This is a genomic window from Luteococcus sp. Sow4_B9 (assembly GCF_052116585.1).
Classification (GTDB): Bacteria; Actinomycetota; Actinomycetes; order Propionibacteriales; family Propionibacteriaceae; genus Luteococcus.
On sequence record NZ_JBQKKT010000003.1, the window covers coordinates 218,364 to 231,317 of the forward strand.

Annotated in this window: 13 protein-coding genes; 9 read left to right on the plus strand and 4 right to left on the minus strand. The window is 67.6% G+C overall.

Translation table 11 applies throughout. The features are described from left to right. Positions 1–77 precede the first annotated feature (77 nt). Entirely contained in the window at positions 78–2,345 is a 2,268-nt protein-coding gene (gene treY / locus ACTQ49_RS03575) for a malto-oligosyltrehalose synthase (RefSeq protein ID WP_441826467.1), read from the minus strand. 112 nt (positions 2,346–2,457) lie between these two features. Between treY and ACTQ49_RS03580 the strand changes: the two genes are divergently transcribed. Next, positions 2,458–2,973 (plus strand): DUF4112 domain-containing protein, encoded by a 516-nt coding sequence (locus ACTQ49_RS03580; RefSeq protein ID WP_441826468.1) that lies wholly within the window; start codon positions 2,458–2,460, stop codon positions 2,971–2,973. A 61-nt stretch (positions 2,974–3,034) separates the two neighbouring features. Here the strand turns inward: ACTQ49_RS03580 and ACTQ49_RS03585 are convergent, their stop codons facing one another. Further along, positions 3,035–4,723: a glutamine--tRNA ligase/YqeY domain fusion protein gene (locus ACTQ49_RS03585; RefSeq protein ID WP_441826469.1), complete on the minus strand. Its 1,689-nt coding sequence runs from the start codon at positions 4,721–4,723 to the stop codon at positions 3,035–3,037. A gap of 110 nt (positions 4,724–4,833) precedes the next feature. Here ACTQ49_RS03585 and gltX point away from each other — a divergent pair, with 110 nt between their 5' ends. After that, positions 4,834–6,318: a glutamate--tRNA ligase gene (gene gltX / locus ACTQ49_RS03590; protein WP_441826470.1), complete on the plus strand. Its 1,485-nt coding sequence runs from the start codon at positions 4,834–4,836 to the stop codon at positions 6,316–6,318. A gap of 4 nt (positions 6,319–6,322) precedes the next feature. Here the strand turns inward: gltX and ACTQ49_RS03595 are convergent, their stop codons facing one another. Next, positions 6,323–6,988 carry an exonuclease domain-containing protein gene (locus ACTQ49_RS03595; RefSeq protein ID WP_441826471.1) on the minus strand — a complete coding sequence of 222 codons (666 nt, stop codon included), beginning with the start codon at positions 6,986–6,988 and terminating at the stop codon, positions 6,323–6,325. A 7-nt stretch (positions 6,989–6,995) separates the two neighbouring features. Further along, positions 6,996–8,855 (minus strand): DUF294 nucleotidyltransferase-like domain-containing protein, encoded by a 1,860-nt coding sequence (locus tag ACTQ49_RS03600; protein WP_441826472.1) that lies wholly within the window; start codon positions 8,853–8,855, stop codon positions 6,996–6,998. 488 nt (positions 8,856–9,343) lie between these two features. Here ACTQ49_RS03600 and rpsJ point away from each other — a divergent pair, with 488 nt between their 5' ends. From rpsJ to rplV, 7 genes are read left to right on the plus strand one after another with little or no spacing between them, the layout of a single operon-like run. Next, on the plus strand, positions 9,344–9,655 hold the full coding sequence (rpsJ, locus tag ACTQ49_RS03605) for a 30S ribosomal protein S10 (RefSeq protein WP_015071250.1): 312 nt from the start codon (positions 9,344–9,346) through the stop codon (positions 9,653–9,655). Positions 9,656–9,666: 11 nt separating this feature from the next. Continuing rightward, entirely contained in the window at positions 9,667–10,326 is a 660-nt protein-coding gene (gene rplC, locus ACTQ49_RS03610) for a 50S ribosomal protein L3 (RefSeq protein ID WP_441826473.1), read from the plus strand. After that, the gene (gene rplD, locus ACTQ49_RS03615; RefSeq protein ID WP_441826474.1) at positions 10,323–11,021 is read left to right on the plus strand and encodes a 50S ribosomal protein L4; all 699 of its coding nucleotides are present in this window, start codon (positions 10,323–10,325) and stop codon (positions 11,019–11,021) included. The genes rplC and rplD overlap by 4 nt, the downstream gene beginning before the upstream one ends. Further along, a complete protein-coding gene (rplW, locus tag ACTQ49_RS03620; protein ID WP_441826475.1) occupies positions 11,018–11,329 on the plus strand; it encodes a 50S ribosomal protein L23 in 312 nt (103 codons plus the stop codon). The genes rplD and rplW overlap by 4 nt, the downstream gene beginning before the upstream one ends. A gap of 35 nt (positions 11,330–11,364) precedes the next feature. Next, entirely contained in the window at positions 11,365–12,201 is an 837-nt protein-coding gene (gene rplB / locus ACTQ49_RS03625) for a 50S ribosomal protein L2 (RefSeq protein ID WP_441826476.1), read from the plus strand. A gap of 18 nt (positions 12,202–12,219) precedes the next feature. Then, positions 12,220–12,501, plus strand: coding sequence for a 30S ribosomal protein S19 (gene rpsS, locus ACTQ49_RS03630; RefSeq protein ID WP_094763869.1), 282 nt, complete (start codon positions 12,220–12,222; stop codon positions 12,499–12,501). Between the two features lie 28 nt (positions 12,502–12,529). Further along, positions 12,530–12,952, plus strand: coding sequence for a 50S ribosomal protein L22 (rplV, locus tag ACTQ49_RS03635; protein ID WP_441826477.1), 423 nt, complete (start codon positions 12,530–12,532; stop codon positions 12,950–12,952). Positions 12,953–12,954 lie beyond the last annotated feature (2 nt).

The window sequence follows — 12,954 nt, forward strand, 5'->3', positions numbered from 1 at the left end:
CGGCGCCACCCCGTGGGGTGGGGAGGCCGCTCTTACGCCGGGGGCAGAACTGGAAGCTGCCCCGGCTGGGGGAGGCTTCAGCTGGCAATCAGCAGGGCAACAGGACCGTCGGTCATCAGCTCCGCGAGCCTCACGGTGCCGGTCACCTCGCGGTTGCTGAGCCGGTCACGCCACGTCCCGTCCAGGGTGATGGTGGTGTCCTGCCAGCCCGCCATCGACCGGAGCCGGTGGGGCAGACGCGTCGCCAGGGTGACCAGACCGTTGCGCTCGAAGCCCACCAGATGGTCGGCCGCCATGCCATCGGCCGTGATCGGGCGGTAGCCAGTGAACAGCTCAGGCCGTTCACGACGCAGCCGCAACACCGTGCGCACCACCTTCTGCTTGTAGGCCGGATCCAGCGGGTCGGGGGAGTCGACGTCGAGCAGCGTTCGCAATTCGTCGAAGTGGACCGGTCGACGGTTGTCCGGGTCCACCAGCGAGTCGTCCCAGATCTCGGTGCCCTGGTAGACGTCGGGGATGCCGGGCATGGTGAGCTGCACGAGCTTCTGCGAGAGGCTGTTCCAGTGTCCCAGCGGTGCGATGGTCTGCTGCAGCTCCCGCCATGCACCAAAGAGCACCTCGTCGTCATAGGCAGTGTCGATCGCCTGGTGCACGGCTTGCTCGAAGCTCTGGTCAGGACTGATCCAGTTCGTGGCCAGACTCGCCTCGCGCATCGCCTTCTCCGCGTAGGCGTGCAGCCGCTCGCGCTGCACGGGGCCGACACCAGCCAGGGTCTGGGCCAGCAGGTGGGCGAAGGTGGCTTCCGGAATGTTGGTGCGCTCGTCGAAGACATCGGCGAAGGCCGTCCAGGCGTCGGGCACCTCCGCCAGGGCCGCCAGGCGGGCGCGCACGTCCTCGCCGCGCTTGGTGTCGTGCGTCGAGAGCGAGGTCATCGACTCGGGCAGTTCGGCCTCGCGACGTTCCATGGCGCGGTGGAAGGTGTTCAGGTCGGTGCCGAAGCTCGACGGGTGGCCGCCCACCTCGTTCAGCGCCACGAAGCGATTGGCCCGGTACCACGCGGTGTCCTCGACTCCCTTGGCCATGACGGCGCCGGTGAGCTGCTGGAAGCGAAGCGCCGCCTCATTGCTGCCGTCGAGCAGTTGCGGCTCCAGGAGATCCAACGCGTCACCCAGCTCCGGCAGATCGTGGCGGGTGTGTCCCAGGGCCGCGGTGAGGGCCGAGTCGTTCTCCGGCAGGTAACTGCGGTAGTACTCCATCCGGGCGGCCAGCTCGTGCAGGGCTCGTGCGACCTCCTCGTCGGACAGCTCCCCAAGGTCCAGCAGACCCAGGATCCGACGGGTCTCCGCGCCGAACATCTCCTGCGCCATCCAGCGCTTGCCCGCCAGGACGTGCTGCTCCACGTCCAGCTCGTCACCGGTGCGTCGCTGGTAGTCGCCGGTGAAGAAGTCTTCCGCAGCCGGATCGATGAAGATCTGGTTGACCTCGGTCATCGCGTCATAGCCGCTGGTGCCCTGCACGGCCCAGTCCGGCATCGGTTCGCCGTGCTCGAGAATCTTCTCCGCGACGATCCACTGTTCGGGGGCCATGTCACGCAACCGGGCGAAGTAGCCGCGCGGGTCGCGCAGGCCGTCGGGATGGTCGACGCGCAGGCCCTCGATGCCGTCCTCGCGCACCATCTGCAGGATGCGGGCGTGGGTGGCGTCGAAGACCTCGGGATCCTCGACGCGCACTCCGGCCAGTGTCGCAACCGTGAAGAAGCGGCGGTGGGTGAGCAGGTCATTGCCCTGGGAGCCGGGCACCAGCCGGTAGTGCTGCCGGTCGTGCACCTGACGAGGGCTGTCCCCGGGCAGCGCGGTGCCTTCGGCGACGGGGAAGCGGTGTTCGTAGAAGTGCAGCTCGGCCAGATCCTCGGAGAGGGTCAGCGCATCCAGATCGTCCTCGCTGCCCAGGACGGGCAGGACGATTTTGTCGGCAGTCCAGTCGATGTCGAACCATGCGGCGTACGTCGAGTCCCGGCCCTGTGCCAGCACGCTCCACCACGCGGAATTCTCCCAGGCGTGGGCGACGCCCAGGTGATTCGGCACGATGTCCACCACGATGCCCAGACCCTTGCTGCGGGCCGCCGTGACCAGCTCCCGCCAGCCCTCCTCGCCGCCCCGCTGTGGATCAATGCTGGTGGGATCGGTGACGTCGTAGCCGTGACCGGAGCCGGTCGTCGAGGTCAACACAGGGGAGAGGTAGACCGCGCCCACACCGAGCGCATCAAGGTAGTCGACCAGGCCCGCGGCATCCTGCAGCCGGAACTCGGGGGTGATCTGCAGCCGGTACGTGGAGGTGGGATTCATGGCACCGAGCCTAGTGCTGGCCCGGCCGCGAGGGCTCGCCTGACGCTGCGTTCCGCTGTCGGCACAGCTGCGCAAGGGCGGCGGTGGGGATGCCGCCGCTACCGTTGGTCCCATGGCCTCCCACTCCAGCCGGACGCCGCGCACTCGCGGTCTCGCCGCCGATGCCGTCTCGTCGGAGACCGGCAGCTCGCGCAGCCTGGCCCACATCCTCGACGACCTGGTCACCATTCCGGGGACCAGGATCACCATCGGTGCCGATGCGCTGTTCGGCCTGGTGCCGGGGGTGGGGGATGCCGCCACCACTGCGATGGCCAGCCTGATCCTGGTGGAGGCGGTGCGGGCGCAGGTGCCGTTGCCCGTGCTGGGCCGCATGGTGGTCAACTGCGGAGCCGACGCCCTGTTGGGCCAGCTGCCCTTGGTGGGCGACCTGGCCGACATCGGCTTCCGGTCCAACCGCATGAACCTGCGCCTGCTGGAACGCGCCGTCGCAGACCCGGAGCGGGTTCGCCGCCGCAGCGTCGCCTACCTGGTGGCCGCCAGCGCCATGGTGCTGACGGCCATCCTGGTGATGGTGGCCGGCACCCTGTTCGCCCTGTGGTGGGTGGCGAAGCTGCTCGGCATCATCTGAGGGCCCTCGACAGGCTCGGGGGATCATCCAAGGGCCCTCGACAGGCTCGGGGAGGGAGCGGCTACTTCTTCTTCTGCTGGGCTGCCCACTCATCGCGCAGGCCCACCGTGCGGTGGAAGAGCATCGGCTGGTCCGGGTCGGCCGCGAAGTAGCCGGTGCGCTCGAACTGCACGACGTCCCCGGCCGGGGTCTCGGCCAGCGCCGGTTCCACCTTGCAGCCGGTGAGGATCTCGCGGCTGTCCGGATTGAGGTCGTCCAGCGCCTCGCCGGTGGCCTCGCCCGGGGCCTTGGCGGTGAACAGTCGCTCGTAGAGGGCGACCGTGGCGTCGACGGCATGGCTGGCGGAAACCCAGTGCATCGTGGACTTCACCTTGCGGCCGTCGGGGGCATCACCGCCGCGGGTTTCGGGATCGTAGGTGGCCAGTACCTCGACCACATTGCCGGCCTCGTCCTTGACCACGTTGTGGGCCTTGACGAAGTAGGCCCCGCGCAGGCGCACCTCGCGGTCGAGCGTCAGGCGGAAGTACTTCGGCGGCGGAACCTCCGCAAAGTCCTCCTGCTCGATGTACAGGCTGCCGCTGAACGGCACCTGTCGGGTGCCATCCTCGGCGCGCTCCGGGTTGTTCGTCACCTCGAAGTACTCGACCACGGGCGCGCCCGACTCGTCGGTGGGCCAGTTGGTGAGCGTGAGCTTCAGCGGGCGCAGCACGGCCATCCGGCGCTGGGCGGTGAGGTTCAACTCGCGGCGCACGAAGGACTCGAACTCCTCGATCGCCTTGACCGAGTTGTTGCGGGTGGTGCCGATGGCGGTCATGAAGTCGCGGATCGCGGCAGCCGGGTAGCCACGGCGGCGCATGCCACGCAGCGTCGGCATCCGGGCATCATCCCAGCCGTCCACCAGACCGTCGTCCACCAACTTCTTGAGGCGGCGCTTCGAGGTGACCGTGTGGGTGAGCTCCAGACGGGCGAACTCGATCTGGCGTGGCTTGTCACCGCTCAGCGGCAGGTGCTCCAGGAACCAGTCGTAGAGCGGGCGGTGCGAGTCGAACTCCAGACTGCACAGGGAGTGCGTGACGCCCTCGATGGCATCGCTCTGGCCGTGGGCCCAGTCATAGGTGGGGTAGATGCACCACTCGTCGCCGGTGTTGTGGTGGTGGGCGTGACGGATGCGGTACATGACGGGATCGCGGAGCCACATGTTCTCGGCCGCCATGTCGATCTTGGCGCGCAGGCAGCGCGAGCCGTCGGGGAACTCGCCGTCGCGCATCCGGCGCAGCAGGTCCAGGCTCTCGGCGACGGGGCGGTCTCGGAAGGGGGAGTTCACACCGGGGGTGCCGAAGCCGCCCTTCTGGGCGCTGATCGTCTCCCCGTCCTGGTCATCCACATAGGCCAGGCCCTGCTCCACCAGGCATTCGGCCCACTGGTAGAGCTGCTCGAAGTAGTCCGAGGCGTGCACGGTGATGCCCGGGGTGTAGCCCAGCCAGGCGATGTCGTCCTTGATCGACTCGACGTACTCCGACTCCTCGGCGCCCGGATTCGTGTCGTCCAGACGCAGATTGCAGATGCCGTCGAAGTCCTTGGCCACCCCGAAGTTCTGCACGATGGCCTTGGCGTGGCCGATGTGCAGGTAGCCATTGGGCTCGGGTGGGAAACGGGTCTGCACCCGCTGGCCATAGATTCCCTGCTCGTTGTCGCGGCGGATCGCTTCGCGGATGAAGTCGTTGCTGGCGGCAGGAACAGGTGCGGTCATGGCGACGAAACTAGCATGCGACGCCGACATCCAGCGGGGCGGCTGGGGCCCAGCTTGCCGGCTCGCGTCGCCCGCCCTCCCGTGCGCCCAGGCGGTAGGCTCTGGGCATCATGACTGAACAGCTCTCCAGTGACGCCCTGACCCCCGCGCGACTGCGTGTCGCCCCGTCCCCGACCGGCGATCCCCACGTGGGAACGGCGTACATGGCGCTCTTCGACAAGGCCTGGGCCAAGCGCACCGGCGGTGCCTTCGTGCTGCGCATCGAGGACACCGACCAGGCGCGGCTGGTGGAGGGCTCCGAGGAGCAGATCCACTCCACCCTGGACTGGCTGGGTCTGGCGCCCGACGAGGGGCCCCGCCAGGGCGGCGAGTTCGGCCCGTACAAGCAGTCGGAGCGGTTGGACACCTACCGTCCCTTCGTCGACCAGCTGATCGCCGACGGCCACGCCTACTACTGCTGGTGCAGCTCGGATCGGCTCAAGGAGATGCGTGAGCAGCAGCAGGCCGAGAAGCGCGATGTGATCGGCTATGACCGGCTGTGCCTGGGCAAGACCAAACAGGAGCGGGCCCAGCTGCCCGGCTTCCAGGAGACCCCGGTCGTGCGGATGCTGATTCCCGATGACGTCGAGCTGGTCTTCGATGACCTGGTCAACGGCGAGACGCACGCCCCGCGCCCCGATGACCAGGTGATCCTCAAGACCGACGGATTCCCCACCTACCACCTGGCCGTCGTCGTCGACGACCACCTGATGGGCATCACCCACGTGGTGCGTGGGCAGGAGTGGATCAGCTCCACCCCCAAGCACATGCTGCTCTACACCTGGCTGGGCCTGCCGATGCCGCGCTTTGCGCACATGCCGCTGCTGCGCAACACGGACAAGTCCAAGATCAGCAAGCGCAAGAACCCGGCCGCCCGCCTCACCTGGTTCCGCGAGCAGGGCTATCTGCCGGAGGCGCTGTTGAACTTCCTGATGCTGCTGGGCTACCCGCCGGTCCGCGAGGGCGAGGAGGTGCAGACCTTCGACGAGTTCGTCGCCGCCTTCGACTGGTCCAAGATCAACCCGGCGGGCCCGATCTTCGACCTCGACAAGTTGAACTGGCTCAACGGAGCCTGGATCCGCCAGATGTCGGCCGAGGACGTTGCCAGCCGGATCGAGACCTACTGGGCCGAGCAGGGTGAGCCCGCGCTGGACGACGAGGGTCGGCGCATCCTGGTGGGGGCCACCCCGCTGATCCAGGAGCGCCTCACGCTGCTCAGCGAGGCCAAGGAGAAGCTCGCCTTCCTGTTCGCCGCCGACGCCGAGATCAGCGCCCCCGACGAGGTGGTGGGCAAGCTCAAGGATGACGCCGCTGACGTGCTGGACGCGGCCCTGTCCGTGCTGGAAGGGCTGGAACCCTTCGACGCAGAGACGATCCAGGCCGCGCTGCGCGCCAAGCTGGTGGAGGACATGGGCATCAAGCCCAAGTTCGCCTTCGCCCCGCTGCGTGTCGGAATCACCGGATCGAATGTCAGCCCGCCGCTTTTCGAGTCGATGGAGCTGCTGGGCCACGACTCGTCGCTGGCGCGTCTGAGGTCCTTCCGCGCCAGTCTGTGAGCCGTCAGCGCAGCTTCTTCAGCGGCGTCTGCCATCCGAGCTCGCAGACCTGGGCGAGGTACAGCTCCGCGCAGGCCAGGGCGTCGGTGAGCGCCTCGTGCGCCCGGTAGCGGGGGAGTCCGTACTGGTCACGGGCTGCCCACAGGCGCAGTGAGCCCTGGGGGGGTTCGTCGTCGAAGCCCTTGGTGAGCAGCCGGTACTGCAGCTGCATCGTGTCGACGGTGGGGATGGGAACGCTGTGTCCCCACACGTCGCGCATTGCCTTCTCCAGGAAGCCCGTCTCCATCACCGCATGGTGGGCCAGCAGCACCCGGCCCCGCAGGGCAGCGAGGAGCTGGGTGAGTGCCTCCTCCGGCTCGACGCCCTGGGCCAGCTGGTCATCGGTGATCCGGTGGATCGTGGCGCTCTGCCCCACGTCGGCCTGGCTTCGCAGGACGATGTGACCCGCCCCGCGCAGGGTGATCGCGTCCCCGTCGACGGGCACGAAGCCGATGCTGAGCAGATGGTCCTTCTTCGGGTCCAGGCCGGTGGTCTCCACGTCGACGGCCAGCAGACGCAGGGACGACGCCGGGGTGCTGCCCTCCGGCGCCGGGGTGGCGAGCCAGTCGCGCAGGGGGCCGTCGGGCAGCGACCCGCTGCGGTGTTGGGCGGACTTTCGGAACAGTGCCATGGCCGCCTCAGTTCATCAGGTGGGTCTGGTAGCTGTACGACAGGCCCTCCTGGGCCTTGCGGATCACCGCGAAGGCGTCCTTGAGGTGCCGCTTGTCGAAGTTCGACAGCTCATCGGCCCGCACCACATTGTCCGGGGTCCGGCCGGCCTCCAGCTGCCGACTCTGGTGCGCCAGCCGCACGTGGGCGACGAATTCGAAGGCGTCGGCCAGGTCATTGAGGCTGGCGGCGCCATTGGCGGATGCGACGCGCAGGCGGTCCAGGGTTCCGACCGCGTCGAGTCCCTGGGCCAGGGCGTGCACGCGCGCGATCTCGATGATGGCGTGCACTCCATTGGCCTTCATGTCGAAGGTCTCGGCCTCCTCGCCACGGGTGGCCAGCACGATGCCGCGGAAGAAGCCAACCGGGGTCTGCCGTTCCACCGCCTCCGCTGCCATCTGACCCAGGAATCGCTTGGCATTGGGGGTGGCGGCCAGCACGTCGCTGCGCACCGCGGCCAGCAGCGATGGATCGCCGTGCACGGTGCGGGCGTCGAAGAAGATCTGGCTGTGCAGCACCGCCTCCGGTGCGGGCTCGTGGATCCACTGGGCGAACTGTCGGCGCCACTGGCTGACCGAGAGGCGCCAGGTGGGATTGCTGGCCATGACGTCGCCCGGACACAGCTCCTGCCCGCACTCCGCGAGCCCGGCCGTCACGCGCTCGGCGACGGCGGCAAACCACTGGGCTGCCCCTTCCTGCTCCAGCACGCCATCGGCGATCACCATGGCGTGGTCCTGGTCCGAATGGACGGACAATTCGCGCCGCGCCTGGGAACCCAACGCGATCCAGGCCCACGGGCCGGGTGCCTCGCCCAGCTCGTCGACGGCGAAGCCGATCAGGCGACGGGTGAGGGCGTCGGCGACGGTGGACAGCAGGCGGGAGATGTCGTCGGCGGAGGCGTCCTGGCGCAGCAGCTGCGCAACCAGAGAGGGGGTCCGGCCAGCCAGCCGGGCCAGGGAGGCCACGTCGCGCTGGCGTGAGATGTCGCCCACCAGGAAGACCGGGTCGGCCTGCTGCAGCCGCACGATGTCGCCTGCGGTCACGATCCGCACCGCGCGGCCGTCCTCCACGACGGGCAGGTGGTGGACGCCCCGGCTGGTCATCTCGAGCAGGGCCTCGAAGGCCTGGGTGCCAGGGGCCACATGGATGGGGGAGCGGGTCATGATCTCCGAGACCGGCCGCTGGACGTCCAGTGACTGGGCCACCACCTTGGACCGCAGGTCGCGGTCGGTGAGGATGCCCTCCATCTGATCACCCTCGCTGACCAGCAGTGCGGAGATCCGGTGCTGGGTCATCACACCGGCGGCCTCTCGGATCGACATGCTGGAGGCGACCGAGACGGGGTCGGGGCTGCCGATGTCATCCACCCGGGTGCGTAGCCAGGCCGCCGAACCGTCGGCGCTCTGCTGTACGGCGACGGCTCGACGCAGGCGCCCGTCGGACTGCTGGTCGTAGAAGTCCCGGACCTGGGGGTAGTGCTTGACCAGGTGGCCGAAGACCTCGGAACCCATCACGAGCACCAGGCTGTCCTCCACGGTGGAGATGGTGTAGCGGGAGGGCGCCTTGGAGAGTAGGGAGGAGGCGCCGAAACCGCCGCCGGGTTCGGCGCGCTCCACCAGCGCACCACTGACGTCGACGATGTCGGCGGCGCCGGAGCGCAGGATGTGCAGCACATTGTTGGGCTTGCCCACCTCCATCAGCACGGTGCCGCGGCGGTGGTAGCGCAGTTGGAGACGGCTCGGCAGTTCGTCGAGGATGGTTGCGGGCAGCGCGGCGAAGGGCTCGTGTTCGGCCAGGAAGTCACGAACCTCACGAAGTTCGACGTCCATCACAACTCCTTCGTCGTGGTGGTCGGGGGTCTCCGGGGAAGGTGCCGGAAGACCATCCAGGGGCCGGGTGGCTGGCACCAGACTGCCATCCGGGGCGGCCGTCGGGGCAGAAATGGACCTCAAGTGGGGCCGATTTTGCATCCGCCCCCTTGGCATGACAAACTTGTCAGGTTGCTCCGATGGAGTTGGCGCGTCATGCCGCCGGACGGGACTGCCTCGCAGGCCCGCTGTGGATGTCGCCCCGATCCTGGGCAGTCGCCGTGTGGACGGAACTGAAGAGAGCACTACATAACGGAAATAGAGCGTTTGTGAGTGCCTGACAGTTGCGACACGCCCGACCGCGGGGGTCGGAGGGAAGTGGACTTGGTCCCCAAGGGACGAGACCACGGAACTCAATGGCCAGTGAGCATTTGGGAGATCCCGCCGGGATCTCCGACGCGAAGCCGGAAACCTCCGGACTCAAGCTTGGACGAGTAGAAGGAACAACTGTGGCGGGACAAAAGATCCGCATCAGGCTCCGTGCCTATGACCATGAGGTCATCGACTCGTCGGCGCGCAAGATCGTCGACACGGTGACCCGTACGGGTGCCAAGGTTGCCGGCCCGGTGCCGCTGCCGACCGAGAAGAACGTGTTCTGTGTGATCCGTTCGCCCCACAAGTACAAGGACAGCCGCGAGCACTTCGAGATGCGCACCCACAAGCGGCTCATCGACATTCTTGATCCCACCCCGAAGACCGTCGACTCGCTGATGCGTCTCGACCTTCCGGCCGGTGTGGACATCGAGATCAAGCTCCCGTGAGGTCCGTGAACATGAACAACGAACGCAAGGTGAAGGGCCTGCTGGGCACCAAGCTCGGCATGACCCAGCTCTGGGACGACGAGAACCGCGTCGTGCCCGTGACCGTGATCCAGGCCGGCCCCTGTGTCGTGACCCAGGTCCGTACCCCCGAGGTCGACGGCTACAACGCCGTCCAGCTCGGCTTCGGCGCCAAGAAGGCCAAGTCGGTGACCAAGCCCGAGGGCGGTCACTTCGAGAAGGCCGGCGTCACCCCTCGCAAGCACCTCGTCGAGCTGCGCACCTCGGATGCCTCCGAGTACACGCTCGGCCAGGAGATCACCGCTGAGACCTTTGCCGCCGCCGACGTCGTCGACGTCACCGGCGTGAGCAAGGGCAAGGGCACCGCTGGTGTCATGAAGCGCCACGGCTTCCACGGCCTGCGCGCCTCGCACGGTGTGCACCGCAAGCACCGTTCGCCGGGTTCGATCGGCGGCTGCTCGACCCCCGGTCGCGTGTTCAAGGGCATGCGCATGGCGGGTCGCATGGGTGTCGACAAGGTGACCGTGCAGAACCTGACCATCCACGCTGTCGACGCCGAGCGCGGCCTGATCCTCGTCAAGGGCGCGATCCCTGGCAACAAGGGCTCGCTGGTCGTCGTTCGCAGCGCTGCCAAGAAGGGTGATGTCGCATGAGCGAGTCGCTGAAGGTCGACGTCCTCGACGTCGACGGCAAGAAGGCCGGTAGCACCGAGCTCCCCGTCGAGTTCTTCGGTGTCCAGACCAACATCCCGCTGATCCACCAGGTTGTCGTGGCCCAGCAGGCCGCTGCTCGTCAGGGCACGCACGCCACCAAGACCCGCGGCGAGGTCCGCGGCGGTGGCATCAAGCCCTGGCGCCAGAAGGGCACCGGCCGCGCCCGTCACGGCTCGCGTCGCTCGCCCATCTGGGTTGGCGGTGGCACCGTCCACGGCCCGCAGCCGCGCAGCTACGCGCAGCGCACCCCCAAGAAGATGATCGCCGCCGCGATCAAGGGTGCCCTGTCCGACCGCGCTCGTGACGGCAAGGTCTTCGTCCTCGACCAGATCGTCGCGGGTGAGACCCCCAACACCAAGGCCGCCCTCAAGGCCCTCGCCGCCGCCGGTGACGTCAGCAAGCTGCTGGTCGTCCTGGATCGTGCCGACGACGTTGCCTGGCTGAGCCTGCGCAATGTTCCCACCGTGCACGTCATCGCCGTTGACCAGCTCAACGCGTACGACGTCGTGGTCAACGACGGCGTGGTCTTCACCAAGGCCGCCCTGGAGACCTACACCGCCGGCCCCGTCAAGGGTCGTGGCGCCAAGGCCGTGGCCACGGAGTCCGAGGCCGCCGCAGAGGAGACCGAGAAGTGACTGATTCCGTGAAGATCCGCGACCACCGCGACATCCTGCTCGCACCCGTGGTCAGCGAGAAGAGCTACAACCTGCTCGACGAGAACAAGTACACCTTCCTCGTCGCGCCGCACGCGAACAAGACCGAGATCAAGATCGCCGTCGAGGCCATCTTCAATGTCAAGGTCACCGGTGTGAACACCATCAACCGTCCCGGCAAGACCCGTCGCACCCGCTTCGGTCTGGGCAAGCGCCCCGACACCAAGCGCGCGATCGTGTCCGTGGCCGAGGGCCAGCGCATCGACATCTTTGGAGGTCCGGTCGCCTGACCGGACGTTCGCTGAGACAAGGAAACTGAGACCTCATGGGTATCCGTAAGTACAAGCCGACTACGCCGGGCCGTCGCGGCTCCAGCGTGGCCGACTTCGTCGAACTGACTCGTTCCACGCCGGAGAAGTCGCTGCTGGCCCCCAAGCCGAAGACCGGCGGCCGCAACAACTCCGGACGCATCACCACCCGTCACATCGGTGGTGGCCACAAGCAGGCGTACCGCATCATCGACTTCAAGCGTTACGACAAGGACGGCGTTCCGGCCAAGGTCGCTCACATCGAGTACGACCCGAACCGCACCGCCCGCATCGCGCTGCTGCACTACGCAGACGGCGAGAAGCGCTACATCATCGCTCCCTCGGGTCTGACCCAGGGCGCCACGGTGACCGCTGGTGAGGGCGCCGACATCAAGCCGGGCAACAACCTGGCCCTGCGCAACATCCCCGTCGGCACCACCGTGCACGCCGTGGAGATGCGTCCCGGTGGCGGCGCGAAGCTCGGCCGCAGCGCCGGCGCGTCGATCCAGCTGGTCGCTCGCGAGGGCAAGTACGCCACCCTGCGCATGCCCTCGGGCGAAATGCGTATGGTCGACGTCCGTTGCCGCGCCACCGTTGGATCCGTCGGCAATGCCGAGCAGTCCAACATCAACTGGGGCAAGGCTGGCCGCAAGCGCTGGAAGGGCGTCCGCCCGACCGTGCGTGGTGTGGTCATGAACCCGATCGACCACCCGCATGGTGGTGGCGAGGGCCGTACCTCGGGTGGTCGTCACCCGGTGTCGCCCTGGGGCAAGCCTGAGGGTCGCACCCGCGACAAGAACAAGGCGAGCAGCCGCCTCATCGTCCGTCGCCGCAAGACCGGCAAGAAGCGCTGATTGGGAGCCTGAGAAAAAATGCCACGTAGCTTGAAGAAGGGTCCCTTCGTCGACGAGCACCTGACCAAGAAGGTCGATGCCCAGAACGAAAAGGGAACCAAGAACGTCATCAAGACCTGGTCGCGTCGCTCGATGATCGTGCCCGACATGCTGGGTCACACCATCGCCGTGCACGACGGTCGCAAGCATGTCCCGGTCTTCGTGACCGAGTCCATGATCGGCCACAAGCTGGGCGAGTTCGCTCCGACGCGTACCTTCAAGGGTCACGTCAAGGACGACAAGAAGGCGCGCCGCCGCTGAGCGGGCGAGACAAGGAACTGATCAAAGAATGAGCAACAACGAAAGCCGGCCCAGCCGTCGCGCTGCCCTGCTCGGGGATCGTCCTGGCTCGTACGCGATTGCGCGTCACGTCCGGATGAGCCCGATGAAGGTGCGTCGTGTCATCGACCTGGTCCGTGGAATGGACGCCAACGAGGCCCTGGTCACGTTGAAGTTCGCTCCGCAGGCCGCGAGCGACCCCGTCTACAAGGTGCTGGCCTCGGCCATCGCCAACGCCGAGAACACCGAGAACCTGCGTGCGGACGACCTGTACGTGTCCCAGTGCTTCGTGGACGAGGGTGTGACCATGCGTCGCATCCGTCCCCGTGCCAAGGGATCCGCCAGCCGCATCCTGAAGCGCGCCAGCCACATCACCGTGGTTGTCGAGCCCAAGTCCAACAAGACCGCAACTGAGAGCAAGAAGGGAGCCTGAGC

Coding starts and splice junctions, on each gene's coding strand:
- treY (WP_441826467.1), bottom strand. CDS start 2,345: ATGAATCCCACCTCCACGTACCGGCTGCAGATCACCCCCGAGTTCCGG.
- ACTQ49_RS03580 (WP_441826468.1), top strand. CDS start 2,458: ATGGCCTCCCACTCCAGCCGGACGCCGCGCACTCGCGGTCTCGCCGCC.
- ACTQ49_RS03585 (WP_441826469.1), bottom strand. CDS start 4,723: ATGACCGCACCTGTTCCTGCCGCCAGCAACGACTTCATCCGCGAAGCG.
- gltX (WP_441826470.1), top strand. CDS start 4,834: ATGACTGAACAGCTCTCCAGTGACGCCCTGACCCCCGCGCGACTGCGT.
- ACTQ49_RS03595 (WP_441826471.1), bottom strand. CDS start 6,988: ATGGCACTGTTCCGAAAGTCCGCCCAACACCGCAGCGGGTCGCTGCCC.
- ACTQ49_RS03600 (WP_441826472.1), bottom strand. CDS start 8,855: ATGGACGTCGAACTTCGTGAGGTTCGTGACTTCCTGGCCGAACACGAG.
- rplC (WP_441826473.1), top strand. CDS start 9,667: ATGAACAACGAACGCAAGGTGAAGGGCCTGCTGGGCACCAAGCTCGGC.
- rplD (WP_441826474.1), top strand. CDS start 10,323: ATGAGCGAGTCGCTGAAGGTCGACGTCCTCGACGTCGACGGCAAGAAG.
- rplB (WP_441826476.1), top strand. CDS start 11,365: ATGGGTATCCGTAAGTACAAGCCGACTACGCCGGGCCGTCGCGGCTCC.
- rpsS (WP_094763869.1), top strand. CDS start 12,220: ATGCCACGTAGCTTGAAGAAGGGTCCCTTCGTCGACGAGCACCTGACC.
- rplV (WP_441826477.1), top strand. CDS start 12,530: ATGAGCAACAACGAAAGCCGGCCCAGCCGTCGCGCTGCCCTGCTCGGG.